General features: G+C 34.6%; 14 protein-coding genes and 1 tRNA gene. 10 read left to right on the top strand and 5 right to left on the bottom strand.

What is annotated here, in order from left to right; genetic code table 11:
* Positions 1-433: 433 nt before the first annotated feature.
* From VKJ25_RS11810 to VKJ25_RS11795, 4 genes are all read left to right on the top strand, one after another.
* The gene (locus VKJ25_RS11810) at positions 434-1,378 is read left to right on the top strand and encodes a GDP-L-fucose synthase family protein (protein ID WP_324236830.1); all 945 of its coding nucleotides are present in this window, start codon (positions 434-436) and stop codon (positions 1,376-1,378) included.
* A 422-nt stretch (positions 1,379-1,800) separates the two neighbouring features.
* A complete protein-coding gene (locus VKJ25_RS11805; RefSeq protein ID WP_324236829.1) occupies positions 1,801-1,935 on the top strand; it encodes a hypothetical protein in 135 nt (44 codons plus the stop codon).
* A 611-nt stretch (positions 1,936-2,546) separates the two neighbouring features.
* Positions 2,547-3,269, top strand: a complete 723-nt coding sequence (locus VKJ25_RS11800) for a DUF7168 domain-containing protein (protein WP_324236828.1) — start codon at positions 2,547-2,549, stop codon at positions 3,267-3,269.
* A gap of 313 nt (positions 3,270-3,582) precedes the next feature.
* Positions 3,583-4,017, top strand: a complete 435-nt coding sequence (locus VKJ25_RS11795; protein ID WP_324236827.1) for an AbrB family transcriptional regulator — start codon at positions 3,583-3,585, stop codon at positions 4,015-4,017.
* Positions 4,018-4,387: 370 nt separating this feature from the next.
* Here the strand turns inward: VKJ25_RS11795 and VKJ25_RS11790 are convergent, their stop codons facing one another.
* From VKJ25_RS11790 to VKJ25_RS11770, 5 genes are all read right to left on the bottom strand, one after another.
* Entirely contained in the window at positions 4,388-6,679 is a 2,292-nt protein-coding gene (locus VKJ25_RS11790) for a DUF4347 domain-containing protein (RefSeq protein WP_324236826.1), read from the bottom strand.
* 542 nt (positions 6,680-7,221) lie between these two features.
* On the bottom strand, positions 7,222-9,396 hold the full coding sequence (gene glgX, locus VKJ25_RS11785; RefSeq protein WP_324236825.1) for a glycogen debranching protein GlgX: 2,175 nt from the start codon (positions 9,394-9,396) through the stop codon (positions 7,222-7,224).
* A 734-nt stretch (positions 9,397-10,130) separates the two neighbouring features.
* Positions 10,131-10,204: transfer RNA gene (locus tag VKJ25_RS11780), tRNA-Asp, on the bottom strand.
* Between the two features lie 395 nt (positions 10,205-10,599).
* Positions 10,600-11,724 carry an esterase-like activity of phytase family protein gene (locus VKJ25_RS11775; RefSeq protein ID WP_324236824.1) on the bottom strand — a complete coding sequence of 375 codons (1,125 nt, stop codon included), beginning with the start codon at positions 11,722-11,724 and terminating at the stop codon, positions 10,600-10,602.
* Positions 11,725-12,213: 489 nt separating this feature from the next.
* Positions 12,214-13,731, bottom strand: coding sequence for a TM0106 family RecB-like putative nuclease (locus VKJ25_RS11770; protein ID WP_324236823.1), 1,518 nt, complete (start codon positions 13,729-13,731; stop codon positions 12,214-12,216).
* A 1,068-nt stretch (positions 13,732-14,799) separates the two neighbouring features.
* On the opposite strand from VKJ25_RS11770, the gene VKJ25_RS11765 reads away from it, so the two are divergent.
* The 6 genes from VKJ25_RS11765 (at position 14,800) to VKJ25_RS11740 (ending at position 23,434) form a co-directional block, all read left to right on the top strand.
* On the top strand, positions 14,800-17,199 hold the full coding sequence (locus VKJ25_RS11765; RefSeq protein WP_324236822.1) for a response regulator: 2,400 nt from the start codon (positions 14,800-14,802) through the stop codon (positions 17,197-17,199).
* 322 nt (positions 17,200-17,521) lie between these two features.
* Positions 17,522-18,700 (top strand): aminotransferase class V-fold PLP-dependent enzyme, encoded by a 1,179-nt coding sequence (locus tag VKJ25_RS11760; RefSeq protein WP_324236821.1) that lies wholly within the window; start codon positions 17,522-17,524, stop codon positions 18,698-18,700.
* A 175-nt stretch (positions 18,701-18,875) separates the two neighbouring features.
* Entirely contained in the window at positions 18,876-19,376 is a 501-nt protein-coding gene (locus VKJ25_RS11755; protein ID WP_324236820.1) for a hypothetical protein, read from the top strand.
* A 43-nt stretch (positions 19,377-19,419) separates the two neighbouring features.
* A complete protein-coding gene (locus tag VKJ25_RS11750) occupies positions 19,420-20,724 on the top strand; it encodes a homoserine dehydrogenase (RefSeq protein ID WP_324236819.1) in 1,305 nt (434 codons plus the stop codon).
* Positions 20,725-21,369: 645 nt separating this feature from the next.
* Complete coding sequence (locus VKJ25_RS11745; protein WP_324236818.1) at positions 21,370-22,377, top strand: glycoside hydrolase family 10-like protein; 1,008 nt, start codon at positions 21,370-21,372, stop codon at positions 22,375-22,377.
* 271 nt (positions 22,378-22,648) lie between these two features.
* Positions 22,649-23,434 carry a carbohydrate-binding family 9-like protein gene (locus VKJ25_RS11740; protein ID WP_324236817.1) on the top strand — a complete coding sequence of 262 codons (786 nt, stop codon included), beginning with the start codon at positions 22,649-22,651 and terminating at the stop codon, positions 23,432-23,434.
* Positions 23,435-23,748 lie beyond the last annotated feature (314 nt).

Here is a 23,748-nt window from a genome sequence, read left to right as displayed (position 1 = left end):
ATTTCTAATCTTTGAATTGTTACATTTTATTTAGGATTGCTATATTGCTTTTCATCATATTTTGGCATTATCAACATTAACCAACTTTAATTTGATTTACTAGCATAAATATTCTTGCCCAACCCTCCCTACTGGACTAAAACGCCTAACTTTGTGCATTAGGGCGGGTTTATTTAATCTTAGGTTAAGCATTAAACTTTTAAGGGATTTGGAGACCAAACCTCTACAAGAGATTTGGAAACCAAACCCCTACAACGGATTTGGAAACCAAACCCCTACAAGAGATTTGGAAACCAAACCTCTACAACGGATTTGGAAACCAAACCCCTACGATCAAATCTTACACTATTTAAGATTGCTATAGCTGAAGACTTATTTTCAACTACAATACTCAGAAATAAAGTCTAATTCGTATTAATTTTGGAGGTTTTTAATGAGTAAATTAGAGTTAGAAAACAAGAATATTGTGGTAACAGGTGGAGCTGGTTTTCTGGGACGTCAAGTTGTAGACCAACTTCAGAAAGCAGGAGCTAATCCTGATAAAATTTCTATACCTAGATCCCGTGATTATGACCTTAGAACTTTGGAAGCTTGTCAAAGAGCTGTTGAAGGACAAGATATTATAATTCACCTTGCTGCTCATGTCGGAGGTATTGGTTTAAATAAGGAAAAACCTGCTGAATTATTTTACGATAATTTGATGATGGGGACACAATTAATTGATTGTGCTTATAGAGCAAATGTAGAAAAATTTGTCTGTGTAGGTTCCATATGTGCTTATCCAAAATTTACTCCGGTTCCTTTTAAAGAAGAAGATCTTTGGAATGGTTATCCAGAAGAAACTAATGCTCCCTATGGTATTGCTAAAAAAGCTCTTTTAGTTCAATTAGATGCTTATCGTCAACAGTATAATTTTAATGGTATTTATCTTTTACCTGTAAATTTGTATGGACCAGAAGATAATTTTGACCCTAAAAGTTCTCATGTAATTCCTGCTTTAATTAGGAAAGTATATGAAGCTCAACAAAGAGGGGATAAAAAATTTCCGGTTTGGGGTGATGGTAGTCCAAGTCGTGAATTTTTATATTCTACAGATGCTGCTAGGGCTATTGTTATGGCAACTCAATTTTATAATGAGTCCTATCCTATTAATTTAGGAACTAATTATGAAGTAAAAATTCGTGATTTAGTAGAGTTAATTTGTGAGTTAATGGACTTTGAGGGAGAGTTAGTTTGGGAAACTGATAAACCTAATGGTCAACCAAGAAGATGTTTAGATACAGAAAAAGCTAAGGAAAAGTTTGGCTTTGTTGCTGAGGTAGATTTTAAACAAGGGTTGAAGAATACAATTGATTGGTATAGAAAAAATGCTGATTAGGTATAAGTTTAAAGTTTAAGTAGCTATTAGCTTTTAGTATTCAGTTATCAACCCAGAAACCCGGTTTCTCATAGACGTTTACAGTTTAAAACAACATTGGTCGTAGAAACCGGGTTCCTCCCGTGTAAGTCCTATTTAAGTTTAACTAAACTATCAGCTTTTAGTATTAACTTATCAGCTATAGTAATCCTAAATAATTTGTGAAAAAAAAAGTTGTCGGGGTTTAGTTTTCCAACTCAAATAAAAATGGGATTTGGAGACCAAACCCGGTTAGATAAAATCTCCTAATTAACTTTGGAAACGCTACATACCTGAATTTATTTGACAGAGGTTTTCATTTCAGACTGGCGACAGTAGGGATGTTGCATAACAAAAATGCGTTTCATGTCGCGCAGCGAAACGTCCCTACAGAGTCAAGACAAATGGAAGTTATAGAAAAGGTGGTCGTTCATAATAGTCAGAGTAATTTTTCTGCCATAGTTAGCCCAAAAATTCTCACTTTTTCCCCTCGCTTCAACACAAAAGCTGGTACTTTTTTAGGGTTTGAAAAAATGTAAGTTTTTAGGACATTGGTTTGGCACTACTACTTACAATATTTTCAATCACAGAAGTGCAGTACAAGAACTAGGAACTTGAGTTATATCATGTCCGGTAGCATCGGTATTGCCAACGAGAAGGTAAGGAATAAGGAAGAAGGAATAAGCTTTAAGAGAAGAAAAAAAACCTTATAGAAGGTAGATATTTCTCCAGTTTTTACACGCTCCGATACCAACGGACATGATATTATCTACCGATAAAACAATTATATGGCAAAAAATGTAGATATGGCTCAATAGTGCTAAGGTTAATTTATGAGCTTTTATCCAGACTTTTAACTAAGATTTGGGCACTTGGTTCAATCTTCTCGGTTTTCAACCTAATCCCTGATCAAGAACTCCTAAAATCTTGTAGATGGGGGGTAGGGAGGTGGGGAGATGGAGGGAGAAAAGTCTCTAATTAAATATGTTTACTCTCCCAGAATCCCCATTCGATGATAAATACATAACTTCTCTCTTTTGTCAAGTTTTATGTTAAGTAAAGATGTTGATAAAGCATAGGTTTTAAACAGAGATAATTATCAATTATCCATTATCCATTATTCAGTAAGCCCTATTTTCAAGTTAAATCAATGGTCGATAGTAATCTTTTAGAAAAAATTAGTAAACTCTTAGCTCTTGCTAATTCGCCTAATGAACATGAAGCTGCATTAGCAGCAGAAAAAGCAGCAGAATTATTAGCCAGATATAATTTATCTGTAGTAGACTTAGGAGAAGATAAAGATGAAGATATTACTAAAGGTATTGTTGATAAAACAGGTCGTTATGTAACCTGGAAAATGTGGATTTTAGCAGGAATTGCTCGTGCTAATGGATGTCAAGCAATGCGTTCTACTAAAACTGGTGAAATGAGATTAGTAGGGACAGAAACTAATATCACAGTTTCTCGGTCAGTTTATGAATATTTAACTACTGTAGTTAATAAATTAGTTAAACAACATAAAGGTAAAGGAAGAGCTTTTATTAATGCTTTTCGGGTGGGATGTGCCACTAGATTAAGACAGAGATTAGAGGAACGACGAAAAAATATGGAAACTAAAGGTATTCTTGGTGATGGTAATAATGATAATTCAACATCTGCGATAGTTGTCCGCTCAATGTTTGAAAAACATAATTTAGCTATTCAAGCATATTTAAAACAAGAAGGTGTAAAATGTAAAACTCAGAAATCAACTGTAGTGAATAGTGATTTAGGTTTTTCCTTTGGATATATTGCTGGAGAAAAAATTAGTTTAAATTATTTGAATCAAGATTTACATAAAGATAAATTCATTAAACAGTTAACTATTCAGTAAGGTGTAATAATTAGCACATTGGCTTTTTTGTAAGCATTCAGCTATTAGGAGTCAGCTTTCAGCAAAACCTCAACCTTAAGGAGGAGGTTGACAATGAATATGGACTTGAAAACTGGTTTTTGTAGTAAAATAAAATTTCTGAATAATAAAGCTTTTATGAATAAAACTAAATGCAATAGCTATCTTATAGCTTATAGCTGATGGCTGAATGCTGATTAGATAAAATATTAAAATAAAAGATTAAATAGACTTGATATTAGATGGTATAAGTGTTAGAGTTTTATGAATGAATATTTTAACTTAGATGGAGAAAATGGCAAAAACAACAACAGAAAAATCAAATGTTTCAGAACTATTAGAGACTCCACTGACAGGTAAGGCATTGTTGAAAAGAGTTAAAGAACTTTCCCATAAGTCGAAGAAAGATACTGCTATTGCTTGCGGGTATTATACAACTACAAAAGATCAGCAGAAACGAGTAAATCTTGGCAAATTCTACGATGCAATTTTACAGGCAAAAGGGGTGAAATTATATGAAAGAGATACTAAGGATGGAAGAGGACGTGCGCCAACTTATCGTGCTTGTGTTCATAAAAATGGACAGTTAGTAATAGGAGCTAACTATACAGATGAAATGGGACTAAAACCAGGAGATGAATTTGTCATCCACTTAGGACATAAACATATTCATCTGAGGCAAATTAACGTTGAAAATGGAATGGAAGATCAAAATAATGAGGAAGAGTAGATTCCTGGAGTAGAGGATAGCTATTATCTGTAAATCTCCAAGTATAACTAATCTAAATTAGTTAAAATGCTGCAAAAAACTAGATTTATTTACTGTATGAGAAACCTAGTTTTTAGCAGCAAAGTTAATCGGGAAGATACTTTCAATAATTAATAATTAACAATTGATAATTAATAATTACCTCTTCTTATATAAACAGGACTTACGCATAATCGACGAGTTTTGGTGATTTGAGATTGCTTTCCTGAGGTCATGCTGCGCTTTCCATGTCGCGGAGCGTTAACGCGCGTTAATGCGAAGCGCAAAACGCTGTCGCTTGCGCTGGGAGTCGCGCCATGACAAAATTGTGTTGCTTTGCCTAAGTCCTGTATTATTCCCAACCAACAGCAGCGGTGCTAATTACCTCATCTAAGCTCTGAGTTATTTCCAATGTATAATCAAAGGGTGAACCTAAGTTTGTATCTACTTGAGTCATCCGACTACCATCAGGGTTCCGTGGCGAAAAGAAAGAACTAGCTTCCACAACTAAATTATTACCAGAATTAATATATAAATCGGTAACAGTCAAAGTATTACTATCACCACTGCTCAATAGTGCTGAGAAAAATGCAGCATCTGTCATTTCTCCTGTTACTTCATCTATCCTAGCAACAACACTTACTTTGCGACCACCACCTTGACCATAACTGCGTAACCAAGACTGGGTAGCATCACTGGCAGCACGCCGAAAATCTTCACTTGCATCTCCTTGAGTGCCATCGGTAGTAAAAACTACATATAAGTCGTCTCCATCCCAAAATAAACCTTGACCACGACCATCTGCTCCTGTGGTTTCATAATCTGTTCTTAACCAGTTATTATCAGGGTTAGTGTCGTCGAAGCTAGCAATAATGGGGTCTTGATTATTACTCGACTTTTGCCAAGTACCAATATAAATAGTTTGAGTGCCAATTTCAATACTGGGTCCTCCCTGAGCTGCTATTTCTGCTTCAGTATTTGAGGGAGTAAATTTAATAACCTCACTGGTAATGTCAGCAGGGATAGGTTCTGGACCGGGAGTTGGTGCAGGTGTTGGTGTAGGTGTAGGATCGGGATCGGGAGTTGGAGTTGGTGCAGGTGTTGGTGTAGAATTAGATGTTAATACAAAATCTTCAGCTTGTAAGTTTGCTTGATTTTCTAAAGTTGCAAACAAACCACCATCACCGAAACCATCAGTTGTACCATCAGAGTTATAGAAAAGTTGACCATTAGCAGCATTATAAACTATCTTCGCGCTGCTAGTCGCTGCTGCTGCATTACTGTCAACCACAGCAAATTCTTCTGCAACACTGAAACCATCCCCAACAGCACTACTCAAACTGATAAAGGTATCTTTATCTAAAACTATTTTGTCTAATTCAGCATTATTGAAATCTGTAATAATATCGGAACCCATATCAGTCAGGTTAAATTGACTGCCAATATCAAAGACAAAGCGATCGCTACTACTACCACCTATTAAAGTATCTGTTCCCTGTTCGCCATTGAGAACATCTCGACCACTCCCACCTTTAAGAATATCATTTCCTTTACCACCAATTAGGAAATCATCACCCCGTCCCCCAATTAAAGAATCATTACCTCTATTGCCATTGATAATATCTTTACCACTACCGCCATTAATTGTATCTTTACCACTTCCACCCTTAATAATGTCGTTACCCTGTCTACCAGTTAGGAAATCATTACCTCCATTGCCATTGATAAAATCATTGCCATCACCACCGTTAACAGTATCATTGCCATCACCACCGTTAAGTCTGTCATCACCTCCATTACCATTAAGTTTGTCATTACCTACGTTTCCATTTACTCTATCTTTGCCACCGCCACCGTTAAGAGTATCGTCACCAGTAGCACCTTTTAAAGTATCGTTACCACTTAAACCATTAATCAGATCGTTATCTAATGTACCTTTGAGTAAATTATCTGAGCGATCGCCAGTTATAGAATTTACTGTATTGCTGTTGAAAGTACCATGATAACCAGCCATTGTTTCTGGTTTTAATACTTGAGGAGTTGTAATTTTTGCGGTAGCAAATTCTAATTTCCAATTTCCAGGAGCAGCACCTATAAGATTAAGTGAAGCTGCAATATTTGCTTGAGTTAGTTGATGTAATTTTTGGATAAAGTTTTTACCTATTCCGACTGCAACATTACAACCATAAAGTAAAATATCTGCGGTTTTATTTAGTGCAGTTTGCCATTTTTGAATCTGATTTTCGTAAAGTTTAATAGTGTCTTGATTGAGAAATATATTCCCTAATTTTAAACTCCCAGGACTACCGTGGGAAAATATGTGAATTGCATCTAATTTTTGGCAAGAATTTGTATATTTTTCTATGTTAGTTGTAATAACTTCTATTCCGTCTTTATTTTCAGGAATAACAACTATATTTGTTCCTGCATAAATTCCAGAAATTAAGAATTGATAATTGTCAATTTGTGAGTCAATAAAAACAAGATTTGGGGATAAAAAATTAGATTTTTCTGATTTTTGATTAAGATCAGGACTTACCCATGATGAAGGAGTTTTAGAAATTTGAGATTGCTTCGCTGTTTCCCGCAATGAGGAAATTCCGTTGCTTTGCGTAAGTTCTGTGATATAGTTAGCTACAAACATTTTTCTTTCTCCTAGAAGGTGATTGTTGGTAGATACGCCTTCAGAGTTAGATATTCAGTCTGATTTTTTATTTTATAAGCAAGGAAAGTAAAAAAAATTCCGGTTGAATAGTTACACTTTAGAGGAAGGTAGAGGTAATCCTTCCTCACCCCTTTCAAAGGGGAGAGGCAGAAGAGAAAATTGGTTCAAAAAGAAAAAGTTTTTTTATCACTGATTATCCGGATTTGATATAATTGTTACTTTCTAATATTTTTATGATCAGACAATAAATATAGTATAGTTATAAATTTTAATTCCCTTAATAACAAAGATAATTCAGGATAATTAAAAATGTCATCCGTGAACTTACCGATTTTTTTTTCTAAGCATAAATACGATAGTCTAGTAGTGGATTGTTTCACCTAAAATAGTGCATTAGATTTTCTCTCTTGCTACCTTGTCTTCCTTGTCTTCCTTGTCTAGATACAATCAAAAAGTAATGCACCATTTAAGAAGAAACAATCCACTCATGTTGGGTTTCGTTCCTCAACCCAACCTACACGTTAGCTGAAACAATTGACTACTGAACCACCTAATTTCGCCATCAAAACCACAACAGATCGCGGTTCAACCCGATACCTAATACCAATAACCTCGATCGCTGCATCCAAATTATTAAAATCTCTAGGAGAGGAAAAAGCTGTATTAATAATCAAATACCAACTTTTCCCCTTTTCCAAAGGTGGTAACTCAAACATTAGAGGTTTCCAATAAGCATTTAACATAATATGAAAATACTCACCTCCTTTCTGCTCCTGGGAAATAGCAGAAGGTTGTCCTGGATACCTTAAACTAAAAGCTAAACTCCGAGAATCTTCCCACCAGTCAGGTTCACCCAAACGTACTCCATGCCAACTAATATTAGGTACTTCACTCGGATTAACTTTCTGTTCCTCTGTGACCAAAGATAATTCTGGAGTCCCTGCTCCCACAGTTTCTAAAACCCGATCTACTCGCATAATTTCTAACTCTTGGGTAAAATTAATAATCCCTTTGACAAACCTTAATAAATCAGCTTGTTTGTCAATTTGACTCCAATCAAACCAACTAAGTTCATTATTCTGACAATAACCATTATTATTACCCAATTGAGTTCGTCTGACTTCATCTCCCATCAAAATCATTGGTGTACCCTGGGAAAAAAATAAGATAGTGAAAAAATTCTTGATTTGTCGCAGTCTTAATAGCTCAATTTCCTGTGAATTTGCAACTCCTTCAATTCCACAATTCCAACTAAAATTATCATTAGCACCATCTCGGTTATCCTCACAATTTGCCTCATTATGTTTCTCATTATAAGAAACTAAATCATTTAAAGTAAAACCATCATGGCAAGTAATAAAATTAATACTATGATTTGGTTCTCGGTCTGGTTGAGGATAAATATCAGGACTACCCATAATTCTAGCTGCCAACTTATCAATTATTTTGGCATCGCTCTTAACAAACTGACGCACATCATCTCGATAATGTCCGTTCCATTCGGCAAAGCGATCGCCTATAAACGACCCTACCTGATAAAGTCCTGCTGCATCCCAAGCTTCCGCAATAATCTTAGTTCCTGCCAAAATTGGGTCAGACTCAATTGCCCACAAAACGGGAGGATCTTCTAACGGGTCTCCAGTCACACTCCGAGACATAACAGATGCTAAATCAAACCGAAATCCATCCACGTGCATTTCCCTCACCCAGTAAGCAAGACAGTCAACAATTAAACGATGTACAAAAGGATTATTAGTATTGAAAGTATTGCCACAACCACTATAATTGGTGTATAAATTAGAATCATCCGCTTCCAAAATGTAGTAAGTCGAATTTTCCAACCCCCGGAAAGAAACAGTCGGTCCCTTTTCATTACCCTCCGCAGTGTGATTAAACACCACATCCAAAATCACCTCTATTCCTGCTTTATGCAAAGCTTTCACCATATCTCGAAACTCATTCATCGGTCCGAAAACATCTTGGCGAGAACTATAACTGTGGTGAGGAGCAAAAAAAGCGATCGGACTATAACCCCAATAATTAATTAGAGGTTCGCGCACATCTTGTTCATCAAATTGTTGTACAGGTAATAATTCTACTGCAGTAATTCCTAATTCTTGGAGATAAGGAATTTTTTCGATTAATCCAGCAAAAGTACCGCGTTTTTCGGGAGTAACACCAGAATTAGGATTACGAGTAAATCCACCAATGTGCATTTCATAAATAACTGTGATAGCATAAGGGGTTTCCAAAGGTTGATCGTCTTCCCAGTCATAAGTAGTTGGGTCTGCTACTACCGCTTTGAGAGCGTAAGCACAATTATCACCATCACCCATCGCAGCTTCACGACTATATTTTTCTTGTCCTACTACGACTCTAGCGTAAGGATCGAGTAATACTTTTGTCCCATCAAACCGATGACCTTTTTCTGGGTTCAATGGTCCATAAACTCGATAAGCATATATTTGTCCGGCTCCAATCTCAGAAATAAAAATGTGCCAGTAATGATGGGTTTTGTGTTGTTTTGGGTCTAGTAAAATTACTCGTTCTGGTTTAGCTGCTAATGGTTTATCGAATAGTAGTAATTCTATTGCTGTGGCATTTTTGGAGTAAATAGAAAAGTTGACTCCTTTGGGAGTTTTACAGACAGTAGCACCAATGGGAAAACTATGACCAGGTAAGATTTTCAGATTCATTATTTTTGCTAGGGAATAGGGAACACTTAACTGGGAACAGTATACTACTGGACTGTTTCACTGAAAATAGTGCATGATTATTTTTCATTGCCAACGATCGTGTTTGCGTAGCATTCCGGACCGAAAGCAATCTCAAGCCAACTTTCTATAATCTTTTCACCTAAAAATGTGCATTAGGGAGTGGGGGAGTAGGGACGTTGCATGCAACGTCCATAGGGGAGAAAGATTTTTGCCCTTGTTTCGTTCCTCAACCCAACAAAAATCTATTGCACTAATTAAAGTACCAGCTTTTAGGCGAGCCCAGTACGGTTCCCAAAAAATCATGCATTCTAGGATTTTGGGCAAGTAAGTAAAGATAGGGGTAGAAAATTAAGGGAAGGAAGATTCTTTTAGTTACCTCTTCTATGATTCTCATTCCTCCTGGATTCTGGATTCTGACTCCTCCCCTGAAAAAAAGACTTTTGAGCGCAAACCCTACTTACATGGTCAGATAATATTAAATCCGTTAGTATTGGTATAATTCAAGACCGTAGGGGTTTGGTCTCCAAACCCTCTACAAACTAATAATTTTCTCCAATACTGATGGTGGGATTTTATTCTCCTATGCCAGCAGATTTGATATAACTGGATAATACAAAGTTCTGAGTCAAAAAAAATTCCCCTACTAAAAGTTGGGGAATGGTGGATAATTTAAAGAATAACAAGTCTTTAATTTGTTATTTTTTCGTTTTTTACGGGACTGACGGGGCTCGAACCCGCAACTTCCGCCGTGACAGGGCGGTGCTCTAACCAATTGAACTACAGTCCCTTTCTCCATGCCATATACTATTGTTGCGTATTCTTTTTTATTTGTCAAGCATTTCTGGAAATTTTTTTTTGAATCTTTGAGAACCTAGGCAGAAACAGGGTTTATCCACAAAGTTTCCTGATTTTGAGAAGAATGATTTAGCTCATAAACCTGGTTTCTTGTTTGTGTCGGCCAGCTTTATATTACTTTGAAATTTTAAATTTTGAATGTTGATTTTAATAAATAGACTGAACAGTGCAAAGTTCTAGGAATAAATATTGCTAGCTAAGGCTTTCAGCTATCTTAAAGATTGGAAACTTTTTATTTATGACTGTAGGTGCTGTAAGCACTTTCCAGTAATCCTTTCAGCCTTAAAAGCAAATCATCTTTTAGGAGAACTTTGTACTCTCCAGTAACTAGAGGTTGGTGCTGAAAATCAGAACCTGAGTCAATTGTAGAGGATTAAAGTTATTATCGCTGATTAGGATGAGCGATCGCCGACCAGTGGCTAAAGTTGGGCCAAGAGTCATGCCTTCTATATTATCTGAAATTAATTCTAGGCTGCTCAAATCTAAGAGTAATTCTTTTTGTACGGGAGAAATATTATTAAATTGAGTATTTAAACTATTAATTTGTTGAATATTATCTGCATTTGACAAGTTAATTTGAAATAGTTTAATTACATTTCCAGTGTCTAGAGAAAAAGACCTTTCTAAACTTAAGAGATGAGTATCATCTAATGCTATTAATTCTACTAAACCATTAGTCTGAAATTTACTTGAATTATTAGATTTAGAAATAATAGGTTCTGTGATATATAGAAATTCTTTTTCTGGCTGATCTTCAATTAAATTATACTGTAAAATTCGACAATAACTACCATTGGAAATAGTTGCTGCTGCACCATCTTGAAGTAAAGCATTTTCTGTGGCAGTAAAGAGATATTTTTGACTAGGGGTAATAGTTAAACTTTCTAAAGCCATATTATTTCTGATTCCAGTTTCAGGTTCGATGAGAAACTTTTCGGGAATTGGCAAGTTTCGTATTTGTTTACCTTCTAGAGAAAATTCTCTAATAAATGGTTGTATTTGACGTTTTTTATCTCCTTCAGAAGAGATAAATAAATTAGTTTTGTTAAAAGTAATTCCTTCTGGGTCAATACTCAAGGAAGGAAATGGTTGACCTGTTTCATTTAATAAAGTTGTGACATCTATAAAGGTTACAGTTTCTTCTGATATTTTATCTGGTTTTAGGTCAATTTTTAGAGTATAAAACCTAGCTGGTGCTTTACTGCTACGGTCATCAGAAATAGCATAATAAATTTGTTTTTCTGGATTATAGGTTATGCCAGAAAGTCCGCCTAGTTCTGTATTTTTAAATTTGAAACCTGTGGGAAAATTTACCTCTCCTAAAAAAGTTATTTTAGGGATACTTGCTTGAGTCATTGATTTAATAACTATGGCTGTAGTTACAATAATAAATAAGCAAATAATTAAGGTAAAAATTAAGTATTGATATATGGGATTTTTTTTGTTGTTCATATTTGGCAATTCTTATGGCTATTTTCAATAATTAATAATTAACAATTAGGGTTTGCTGAATAAAGTCTCTGGTCAGGGAATAAGTCAGGATAAATGTGGAATTTAGAGAAGGTAGGAGAAAGCATTATCCCTTAATTTTTCTGGCTCATGTCAACCAAATATTCTAAATTTTTGACCTTTTTAGAAAGAAAATATTGAGGAAATTGTTTTCTTTTTGCTCTAGCTATTCATGTTCAAAAAGCTAGAATTTTGTGCAAGATTTGGGCAAAAAAGTTTACTCTCCATCACCCTACCACTCTATCACCCCATCTCCTAAAAACACTTTTTCAGCAAGCCCTAATTAGAAATACAGCATATTCTAAGTTTATGTTGTGCAAATATTAATTATAAAACCTCTGTAAAATAGTCTTCTAGGCTGTCATATCTGTACCATGCTAAGATGGAATATGCTGTAATTTTTATCCTCAATTATTAATTATTAATTATTCATTATTCATTAAACTTTGACAACCATTCTTTAATATAATAAGTAGCATAACAATCATCTTGATTATAAGTAATAATTTCATCTAATAAAGAGCGATCGCCTGTTTTTAACCATTGTTCATACCAACAAACAGATTGAGCACCATTAGCTTCGGGGTTTCGCCATTCAAAACCTAACCAACGGGCAATATTTTTGAGAGCATAACTTTCTATGGGCAATGTAATAGTTTGAGTAATAACTTGATGAACATCTACAAATCTTTTTAATAATGGTTTCCATAGGTAAGTTGGAGTTTGATAGAGTTTAGCTAATCTTTTTACTGTTTTAATTTCATATTCACAGAAGTGATATATTGGAGCGATAGGATATTTCCATACTAAGTCTAAAAATTGATGCCAAATTAATTTTTCATCTAGAGGATTTTCGGCTAAATGAACATAAAATTTTTCTGTGTTATAGCGTTTATCAACTACCAAAACACCATGTAAATAATCTAGGTTAATATCTGGTTGAGCTTCAATATCGAAATATAATTCTACTGGTGCATTGACTAACTTATTTAATGGATTAAAAACAATTGGTAAAGTTTGATTGTCTGTTTTTTCGGTCAAGTTTCTATTTCTCAGAATTACTTTATTTTCCCAAACAGATTGAGCTTGTTGAACAACTTGTACTCCGACTCCATCGGCAAATTCTGGGTGACATTCTAAATCATCAGGATTAGTTTTACTTAAAGATTCTAAATTTGTTAAATTTAAGCTCTTCAACACACTATATCTATTAGATGTAACTCCCGGTAAAAGAGATAAATGTTTTTGAGTTTCTGCAACAGCATGGCAGCTATTATACCAAGTGCAAAAATGACATTTTTGCCGAGAAATAAATACTTCTGGTTCTTGACAATTTTGCAGCATATTAATTAACTCAGAAATAGTTTTCTGCATTTGCTCAAGTCGCTGTGTTAAATTAACTTCATATAATCTTTTTGTGCGGAGAATTAATCTAGCAGTTTCTGGCAAACATTCTTGAATATTACCTAATATTTGAGCATGGAAAGCACCAACTATTTGATACTCTAATTTAGGACGTTTGCTCAACTTAATATCTGTGGGAATATAAATCCAATTACCAAACCGAGAATCTCCTGGTTGTTTAATCAATAAATCTGGATGACTGACAAAATTAATTGCTGGAAAATTATGATTCTGTATTTGATTTTGTGGAGCTAATTTTATGGCAGATTTCTGTATCATTAATATGCCTTTGTAAATAACATCAACACCTTCTGTCATTAATAGTTCTGTAGCTTTTAATCCGGCAATTAAATTTCCGTGAGGATAGTCTGGTTCTTGATAGTTATAATTATTAATAATGCTAGCTCTAAATTCCGAACTATCTCTAATGAGTTTCTGGAGAAAATCAGTGGGAGATTCTTGTTGTTTCCAGTTTCCATAAACATCTAAAAATGCTTTTCTGGAACAACGTTGAAAAGAGAGTAGCTGAGAGTCAGTTATAAACATTAATTATTTAGTTGGTGAGTCTGGAATTTAATAGCAGTTGTTTGAATTATGACTTTCTTTTTAGTCAAAAAATTACAATGTAAGCAATTAGCAATTAGCAGTCATCAGTTAGCTATTTATTTTAGTTTTAAATAAAATCTTTATTAGTTAAGGGAAATATAATCTTACTATCAAAGCCGACTTTAAAGGTTATATATTTCAATAAATTTTCAAGTTTAAATAGGATTTATTGAGAGCTGATGGCTAATAGCTAAATGCTTACATTGGAATGGATAATGAATAATTACCTCTAGTTAAAGCCGAGAGTATTTAACCAAGCATGAATATATTATTAAATTATAATGGATAATTTTCATTATCTCTAATTAATTATGATATAATTGAGTTGCTACATTTTATATTTCACTTCCTTTTGCTATAAAACTATAATTAATCCTATAAATATACTAAATATGCAACACTCTAATGTAAGCATTCAGCTATTAGCTGTCAGCTCTCAGTAAAAGGAGAAATTATCAATGGAATATAGGCTTTAAAGCCAGCTTTTGTAGTTAATATTTAAGTAAGCATTTAGCCCTCAGCTATCAGTTAGCCTTTTTCAGAAGAGCTTTTCTAACAGCTATGAGTTATTAACTTATCCTGTTTAGAAGAATAAATTAATATCCAAAAAGTGAAATCTAAAGAAAAATATCGTCCGCTAATTTTAATCAGTCTTGTATGTTGGCTCGGCTATTAGCTAACTGCTAATAGCTAAATACTTACATATTTAATTCTGGTTCAATTAGTCAAGCTTTTATCTAAAACTAAAAGCACTCTTCTGTTACTACAGGTTCTAGGTAGGAGGTTAGTTGACAACTGAATACTTACTATCCATTTAAAGAAAAAGACTTAAACCTCTGATTATCCATTATTAATTATTAGTTATTAATTATTAATTATCCATTTCCTTCCATACCTATTCCCTCTTCCCTATTCCCTCTTTCCTCAAAAAGTAACTGGATCAAAAATAACAAATATTTATAATGATCAAATAATCGAATATCAACAGAGTTAATTATAACAATAAAAATGTTAGAAAGAACACAAAAGCCATCTCCAACTCACCATCTGACTGTACTTTATATTGCCGGACTTAGTGTAATTGCAGGGTTATTTGTAGTTGCTCAAATTCTAGCAGAAAAATCCCTAAAATATCAATTTGCTAGCTCTCGGGTAATTAATATTGCAGGTCGCCAAAGAATGCTTAGTCAAAAACTTACTAAAGCTTCATTAGCAATCCAGTTGAGCCAGAATCCAGAAATTAAAAAACAAAGACAACAAGAATTAAAAGATGTCTTAAAGTTATTCCAACGTTCCCACGAAGGACTGCAGTGGGGAGATTCAGAATTAGGATTACCTGCTAATAATAATAGTCCTACAGTAAAACAAATGTTTACTGAAATGGAACAATATTACCAAGAAATGGTTGGAGCTGCAAAAAGTTTGCTAATAACTATTAACTCAAATTCAACAGAGAAAAATATTAATTCTTATATAGAAATAATTCTGAAAAATGAGGCAAATTTTCTGCCTCGGATGAATAAAATTGTCTTTCAATATGATGCTGAAGCCCAGAAAAAAGTTCAGCAAAGTAGACAAACTGAAGATTTATTATTAGTAATTTCTATATTACTGCTTTTGTCAGAAGGACTATTTGTATTTCGACCAGCAGTTAGACAGGTTGAACTACATATTCAAGAAGTGGCCAAATCTCAGCAAGAAACAGTCCAAATAGCAGCAGAATTACAAGAAAAAAATCAGCAATTAGATGTGGCCTTAAAAGAAGCTGAATCATTAGCCAAGCTGAAATCAGAATTTGTGGCCAATATGAGTCACGAAATCCGCACGCCTATGAATGGCATAATTGGGGTGATAACTTTACTGTTAGATACCAATCTTAGTCCCCAACAACGAAAATTTGTGGAAATTCTTCGTGATAGTGGAGATAATTTACTCGTTATTATTAATGATATTCTTGATTTCTCAAAAATTGATGCTAATAAGTTAGAGTTAGAAAACAAAGCTTTTGATTTACAAGAATGTGTAGAATCTTGTTTAGATTTGCTAGTTCTTCAAGCTGCAAATAAAGGACTAGAAATAGCATATATGATAGATGATTCTACTCCTTTGACAATTATGGGAGATGCAGCTCGGTTGCGTCAAATTCTAGTTAATTTAATTAGTAATGGAATTAAATTTACTGAATCTGGAGAAATAGTAATAAATATCACTGCTGAAGAACTTAATCCCGATTATTCTCAATCTCCTACCCACCAAATTCATTTTGCGATTAGAGATACTGGTATTGGTATTCCAGAAGAAGGTATGAAGCGACTATTTCAACCTTTTTCTCAGGTAGACTCCTCCACTACTCGCAGATATGGCGGTACAGGTTTGGGGTTAGTTATTAGTAAGCAACTATGCGAAATGATGGGTGGACAAATGTGGGCAAAAAGTGGGGGGAATGTAGCTGGAACTCCTGTAGTTAAGAATCAAAATAATTTGGTCTCTGGAAATTCTACTACTGTTGGCTCAACGTTTCATTTTACAATTCTAACTACAGTTGCTCCTAGTGTTCCTAAACCTTATCAAAATCCTTTGCCTCAACTTGCTGGTAAACAAGTATTAATAATTGATGATAATCCTACTCATCGACTTATTTTAAAAATACAAACTGAAAAGTGGAATATGATTTCTACAGAAGTAGATAGTGGTGTAAAAGCTTTGGATTTGTTGATGAAAAGTCAAGATTTTGATTTGGCTATTCTAGATTTACAAATGCCGGAAATGGATGGTATGACTTTAGCTGCTAAAATTCGCGAGTTTCCTCAATTTAAAACATTACCATTAGTGATGTTAACTTCGATTAATTTCTCTATAGAAGACGCAAAAGCAAATTTCCAAGCTTGGTTAAGTAAGCCGATTAAACTAAATCAATTATATGATGTGCTGATGCAAATTTTTGCTAGTCAAACAATCCAGGTTCAAGATGAAATACAGGTAACTACTGATGAAAATTTAGGGAAACGACTACCTTTAAAAATTTTACTGGTTGAAGATAATATTGTTAACCAAAAGGTGGCATTGTCAATGTTAGAATTAATGGGTTATTTCTGTGATGTGGCTAATAATGGTTTGGAAGCTTTGGCAACTTTAGAAAAAGCAACTTATGATTTGATTTTGATGGATATACAAATGCCAAAAATGGGAGGTTTGGAGGCAACAACACATATCCGGGAAAAGTATGGCAAAGAGTTAAGTAAAAGACCTATTATTGTGGCAATGACTGCTGGAGCTATGGAGGGCGATCGCGAAATTTGTTTCCAAACTGGTATGGATGATTATATTAGTAAACCAGTTAAAGTGGAAGCTTTACAGAGAGTATTGGCAAATTGGGGAACCAGAATTTTGTTAAATAAGAATTATTAGTTATTAATTAATAATTAATAACTGGAGAGTATAAAATTATTCAAAAAAATAACTTATTCTGAAGGCTGAAAGTTTTACTATAGAAGCTCGAAAAATCACTTTTATTAATAACCAGAATTAGCAAATATTAAGAATTTCCTCGAATAAATAATATTTATAAATAGAAAATAAAAACATGGCAAAGTTTATGGTAATTGGTATTATCAATTATCCATTAATTAAATCTGGTTAAAATCCTAACAGAATTGAATATAAGGAACTTAAGATTTATGATACAATTATTAAGGCAAAATTTTATGTATGATTAAATTTTAATGATTTTATGGAACAGAATCTTTCCCAATTGTCAAGTCATAGACAAAAATTTCCGGCTTTAGCTAATAAAATTTATTTTAATTATGGTGGTCAAGGACCGATGCCAGAAGTATCTTTACAGGCAATTTATAATTCTTATCAAAAAATACAAAATCTCGGACCTTTTTGTGGAAAAGTTGCTGATTGGATGAAAAATCAAACAGCTTTAATTAGAGGGGCGATCGCTACTGAATTAGGAGTTTCTCGTGATACTATTACTTTGACAGAAGATGTTACTGTAGGTTGTAATATTGCACTTTGGGGTATAGATTGGCAGCCAGGAGATCATCTCTTACTTTCTGACTGTGAACATCCGGGAGTTATTGCTACCATAAATGAAATTAAAAGACGTTTTAATATAGAAGTTTCTACTTGCCCAATAATGGCAACTTTAAATGAAGGAAATCCTGTAGAAGTAATTACTGAAAATTTACGTCCTAATACAAAATTATTAGTAATTAGTCATCTTTTGTGGAATACAGGTCAAGTTTTACCATTAGAAGAAATTGCTAAATCATGTCATCATTTATTTCCATCGCCAATTAAAGTATTAGTTGATGCTGCTCAATCTGTAGGAGTTTTACCTTTAAAATTAGCAGAAACAGAAGTTGATTTTTATGCCTTTACTGGTCATAAATGGCTATGTGGACCAGAAGGTTTAGGAGGTCTTTATGTAAGTGCTAAAGCCAGGGAAAATTTAAGCCCTACTTTTATTGGTTGGCGGGGTATTTTGAAAGATAAAAGTGGTAAACCAATTAGTTGGCAACCTGATGGTAGACGTTATGAAATTGCTACTTCTGCTTATCCTTTATATTCTGGTTTAAGGGCAGCGATCGCTTTTCATAATCAATGGGGAACTGCAACAGAAAGATATGAAAAAATTAAAGAATTGAGTAAATATTTATGGGAAAGTTTAAGTCAAATTCCTGAAGTTAAATGTTTACGCACAGCAGCGCCAGAAGCAGGATTAGTTTCTTTTCAGTTAACCAATGGTAAGTCGCATCAAGAGTTAGTTGAATATTTAGAAAACCAGGAAATTATGGTAAGAACTATTCTCGATCCAGATTGTGTGAGAGCTGGTGTTCATTATTTTAGTTTAGAGGCAGAAATTGATAAATTAATAGAGGAAATAAAAGCTTTTGTTTGAATAAAATTCCAAGTATATCAAATAATGTAGTTGGGTAAAACGAAAGTGCAACCCAATAAAAATTTATTAATGTTGGGTTTAGAAAAATGTAGGTTGGGTAAAACGAAAGTGCAACCCAACATCCACCTTATTAATGTTGAGTTTGGTTGAAAAATGTAGGTTGGGTAAAACGAAAGTGAAGCCCAACAAAAATTTATTAATGTTGAGTTTGGTTGAAAAATGTAGGTTGGGTAAAACGAAAGTGAAAGCCAACAAAAATTTATTAATGTTGAGTTTGGTTGAAAAATGTAGGTTGGGTAAAACGAAAGTGCAACCCAATAAAAATTTATTAATGTTGAGTTTGGTTGAAAAATGTAGGTTGGGTAAAACGAAAGTGAAACCCAATAAAAATTTATTAATGTTGGGTTTAGAAAAATGTAGGTTGGGTAAAACGAAAGTGAAACCCAACAAAAATTTATTAATGTTGAGTTTAGTTGAAAAATGTAGGTTGGGTAAAACGAAAGTGAAGCCCAATAAAAATTTATTAATGTTGAGTTTGGTTGAAAAATGTAGGTTGGGTAAAACGAAAGTGAAGCCCAACATCCACCTTATTAATGTTGAGTTTAGTTCCTCAACCCAACCTACGCTTACTTCTTCCTTTTTCCTTGACTATAGTAGTAATATTCAGCTATTATAATCTAACTTTACTTAAAAAAATCATTCAGTACAGGTTAACAATTGTGGGATTCAAAATTGGTTTATTGGGATTAGGTACAGTCGGTACAGGGACAGCAAAAATATTGTTATCCCCAGAGGGTCGCCATCCTTTGATTCAAGAATTAGAAATATATCAAGTCGGTGTGCGCGATATATCCAAAACTAGGGATATTAATCTATCCCCAGAAATTTTCACAACAGACTTAGAAGCGATCGCTACTGACCCAGATGTAGACATAATCATAGAACTCATCGGTGGGTTGGAACCAGCAAGAAGTCTAATACTCAAAGCTATCGAACATGGTAAACATATAGTTACTGCTAACAAAGCTGTTATCTCTCGTTACGGTCCAGAAATTTTTGAGGCAGCTAACGCTAAAGGTGTTTATGTTATGTTAGAAGCAGCAGTCGGAGGTGGTATCCCAGTCATTCAACCTCTGAAAGAATCTCTGGGAGTAAATCGGATTCATTCTGTTATTGGTATTGTCAATGGAACTACTAACTACATCCTTACCAAAATGCAAACAGAGGGAGCAGACTTCGCAGATGTTCTCGCTGATGCTCAAAAATTAGGTTATGCAGAAGCAGATCCTACTGCTGATGTAGAAGGGTTGGATGCTAAAGATAAGATTGCTATTCTTGCTTCCCTTGCTTTTAGCGGTCGCATAAAATTAGAAGATATCCACTGTGAAGGTATTCGTCAAGTAACCGCAGCAGATATTGCTTATGCGGACAAACTAGACTTTGTCATTAAATTATTAGCGATCGCTAAACGCGATCCAAACAACATTAACCCTACCGCAGACAAACTGGAACTAAGAGTACATCCAACTCTAGTTCCCAAAACTCACCCCCTCGCTAGTATCAACGATGTCTATAATGCCATTCTGATTGCCGGAGAACCCATCGGACAAGTTATGTTTTTCGGTCCTGGTGCTGGTTCCGGTCCCACTGCAAGTGCAGTAGTTTCAGATATTATGAGTATTGCTGCGATTCTGCAAACAGAAACCGAACCTATTCCCCACCCGTTATTAAGTTGTACTCACCAACACTATTGCGAAACAGCAGAAATGACAGAACTTGTCACCAGATTTTATGCTCGTTTCCTCACTAAAGATCACCCTGGTGTTATTGGTAAACTGGGGACTTGTTTCGGGAAACATGATGTCAGTTTAGAATCTGTGGTACAAACAGGAATACAGGGTGACTTTGCAGAAATAGTTGTTGTCACCCATGATGTGAGAGAAGGCAACTTCCGACAAGCATTAGAGGAAATTCAATCATTAGATGTTGTTGATAGCATTCCTAGTGTTTTGAGAGTGTTGTAGACACCAAAAAAAATCAGATTGCTATGACCGTGATTTCCGTTGCTATCAGGTATACCCATTGCGGGCATATTGCCCGCAATACAATCTTTTCACCATTTACCATGTACCTGATTTGCTCGAAATGTCCTGTAAATATCAACTAAGAAAAACTTAACTTCCAGTAACCAGTCAGCAGTCAGTTCAAGTGCAATAAAAATGAATGAAGCAAGGGCTCTTTTAACTTCTACTTTTGAACCATATATCCTATTTTATCAAATTTATGTAGGGCTGGCTGATTAAATATAAAAGTCTTTATATATAAAGGTTTCAGGTTTTTTAGGTGGTGAAAAAGTACCAGATTTTCACCCCTTTTAGCTCAAAAAATGAGTATTTGGGTAAGATTTGAGAACCCAAGTCAAGGGATAATTGTTCCTTTGTACATCCTGTAAAACCCCTGATTCATCGTGACTATTCACTACTCCCTACTTCCTACCTCAACCAAAAGACTTTTTCAGCAAGCCATGTATATTATGCCAGAAATTATAGACTTACCTTAAAAGCTGATAGCTAACTGGTGAATGCTTACAACTTCAAAATAGAGTTCTGCGAAAATTAATCTCAAACTATTGTAATTATAGAGTAAAACTTAGTTTCTGGAGAGGTCTAATGAAAAGAATAGTCAGAAAGTTCCTGAAATTTTTATCCATCGCTATAGTAGTTTGTTTATTGTTAGTAGCAACTCATCATGCACCACGTCGTTCTCCTGTTGTCAAAGAGAATATGCAGGGCATTTGGTTAACCCACGCTGCCACAGCATTTTTACATCACACCACATTCTTAGATGAAGTTTTACACAATCTTTCTCTCTCAGGATACGAGCGTATTTACTTCAGTGTTTATGGTTTAAAAGGAACTCTCTACCCAACTTCTCATAGTTATACTCACTTTCTATTGCGTCCTCCTTTGACTAATCCTCTGAAAGCAGCAGTTCAAGAATCTCGCCGTCAAGGATTAAAACCTTTTGCTTGGTTTGAATATGGTATGATGCTGAATCCTGGAAATGCTATTGTGGAGAAACACCCAGATTGGTTACTAAAAACAGCAAAAGGAGAAACTGTAGAAAATGGAAATGTCTGGTTAGACCCAGCTAATCCAAAAGTTCAAGAATATATTTTAGGTCATATAGATGATATCCTTAAAGTCAAAGGGTTAGAAGGTATTCAATTAGACGATCATTGGGCTGTTCCTCAAATTTTTGGTAGTAATAATCAACGTCACGCATTAACCAACTTAACTCAAAAGGTGTATAGTCACATTAAAGCCAAAAATCCCCAACTGGTGGTTAGTGTTTCTCCTAATCCCTATAACTTTGCTGTTTCTAAATACAATCAAGATTGGTTGTGGTGGGTGGAACAAGGAATAGTAGATGAAATAGTATTGCAGATTTACCGCCCAACACCAGAAGCAGTAATAGCAAGTTTATCAAATTCTGGTATTGGAACTGCTGCTGATTATGTGCCAGTTGGAGTTGGTATTTCCGCAACCTGGAATGTTATTCCTTTCTCACTTGATACAGTGCAAAAACAGGTTGCAGCAGTCAAACAAGAAGGTTATGGCTATTCCATCTTTAGTTGGGAATATTTAGTGTTACGTCGTTTAGCACAGTTTTTTTAACCCGGTGAAACGCCTTAAATGGTGCATGGAGTAGGGGCGGGTTTTAGCTATAATTTTCATGGTGACTCTCAGATTTACATAAACCCTCCCTAATACTGAGTTTTAGCTATATAAAAGCTATTTGGTATCTTTTCTGAAAAAGGTGATAATAGGTAGCGATCGCTAAATCTAAATTTAAGCTTAATACTGATACTAAAAGACTATCAAAGTGCTAAAAGAGATCTCCAGTGGAAATTAAGCAAATAAAAATACAATCATCCAGAACCTTACCATGAAATATCAGAAAAAATTAAGATACCAAAAAATACTCACTGTTGCTCTTTTATCTCTATCATTTATACTCTGTTTGTCCCTGAAAACATTAGCAGTTAGCCAAGCATCTTATACTATCTTAAGGACAAGTACACCCATAATTATTGATGGTCAATTAAATGAACCAGTATGGACAGCAGCACCAGATGTGGGAGCTTTTAAATTTCCTTGGTGGCAGTCCGGAAAGCAAGAACAAACTATCAGTAAATTGCTGTGGGATAATAAACATTTATATGTATCATTCATTGTTGAAGATGCACATATTTGGGCAGAAAAAACCGAGCGTGATAGTGCAGTTTTTCAAGATGATTGCGTAGAAGTCTTTACAGCACCAAATCCCGATCGACCCCTTACCTATTTTAATATTGAAATGAACGTACAAGGAGCATTTTTAGATCAATTTCATAGGCAAAGTGGAGAGGAGCGAAAGACTGAAGAATGGAATGGTGAAGGTATCAAAATTGCTACTTCAATTGTCGGAACTCTGAATAATGACAGTGATACAGATAAATATTGGATATTAGAAGCAGCCATTCCTTTCGACAATTTTGCTCAGGTTGCTAAAAATACACCACCAAAACCAAAAGAAATTTGGTATCTCAATCTTAACCGTCTTGGTGGTCAAACAAATTTACAATATAGTCAATGGTCTCCTAGTCAAACTCCTAAACCTCAATTTCATGCAGCCCAAGATTTTGGTCGTGTAACATTTTCAGCAACAGAAAGTCCGTTTTGGAAAAGATAATCAGAATAATGTATAATGCCAAAAAAAGCTCTCATATAAAATCCGGTTGAATAGTGGTCATTGCGACGATAGGAAGCAATCTCCGCAGACTCCTAAGATTGCTTCCCTCCAGTCCGTTCCAGTCGCAATGACTCGGATATAGTCAGGACTTACGCAAGTACGCTATATGTAGCGTAGTGATTGGTAGAGATATTTATCACAAAGTGTTAAATTAATTCTCAAAAAAATCCCAATTATGAGATAATTAAATTACCATTAATTTTTCCGAAAAACATGGACTTTAATTATATTGATTATTGTCAATATTTACTCAA

Source organism: Okeania sp. (assembly GCF_035285525.1).
GTDB lineage: Bacteria > Cyanobacteriota > Cyanobacteriia > Cyanobacteriales > Microcoleaceae > Trichodesmium.
Note: the sequence above shows the minus strand (reverse complement) of the source record. Positions and strands in the feature narration are given on the sequence as shown.

Coding starts and splice junctions, on each gene's coding strand:
- VKJ25_RS11810 (WP_324236830.1), top strand. CDS start 434: ATGAGTAAATTAGAGTTAGAAAACAAGAATATTGTGGTAACAGGTGGA.
- VKJ25_RS11805 (WP_324236829.1), top strand. CDS start 1,801: ATGGAAGTTATAGAAAAGGTGGTCGTTCATAATAGTCAGAGTAATTTT.
- VKJ25_RS11800 (WP_324236828.1), top strand. CDS start 2,547: ATGGTCGATAGTAATCTTTTAGAAAAAATTAGTAAACTCTTAGCTCTT.
- VKJ25_RS11795 (WP_324236827.1), top strand. CDS start 3,583: ATGGCAAAAACAACAACAGAAAAATCAAATGTTTCAGAACTATTAGAG.
- VKJ25_RS11790 (WP_324236826.1), bottom strand. CDS start 6,679: ATGTTTGTAGCTAACTATATCACAGAACTTACGCAAAGCAACGGAATT.
- glgX (WP_324236825.1), bottom strand. CDS start 9,396: ATGAATCTGAAAATCTTACCTGGTCATAGTTTTCCCATTGGTGCTACT.
- VKJ25_RS11775 (WP_324236824.1), bottom strand. CDS start 11,724: ATGAACAACAAAAAAAATCCCATATATCAATACTTAATTTTTACCTTA.
- VKJ25_RS11770 (WP_324236823.1), bottom strand. CDS start 13,731: ATGTTTATAACTGACTCTCAGCTACTCTCTTTTCAACGTTGTTCCAGA.
- VKJ25_RS11765 (WP_324236822.1), top strand. CDS start 14,800: ATGTTAGAAAGAACACAAAAGCCATCTCCAACTCACCATCTGACTGTA.
- VKJ25_RS11760 (WP_324236821.1), top strand. CDS start 17,522: ATGGAACAGAATCTTTCCCAATTGTCAAGTCATAGACAAAAATTTCCG.
- VKJ25_RS11745 (WP_324236818.1), top strand. CDS start 21,370: ATGAAAAGAATAGTCAGAAAGTTCCTGAAATTTTTATCCATCGCTATA.
- VKJ25_RS11740 (WP_324236817.1), top strand. CDS start 22,649: ATGAAATATCAGAAAAAATTAAGATACCAAAAAATACTCACTGTTGCT.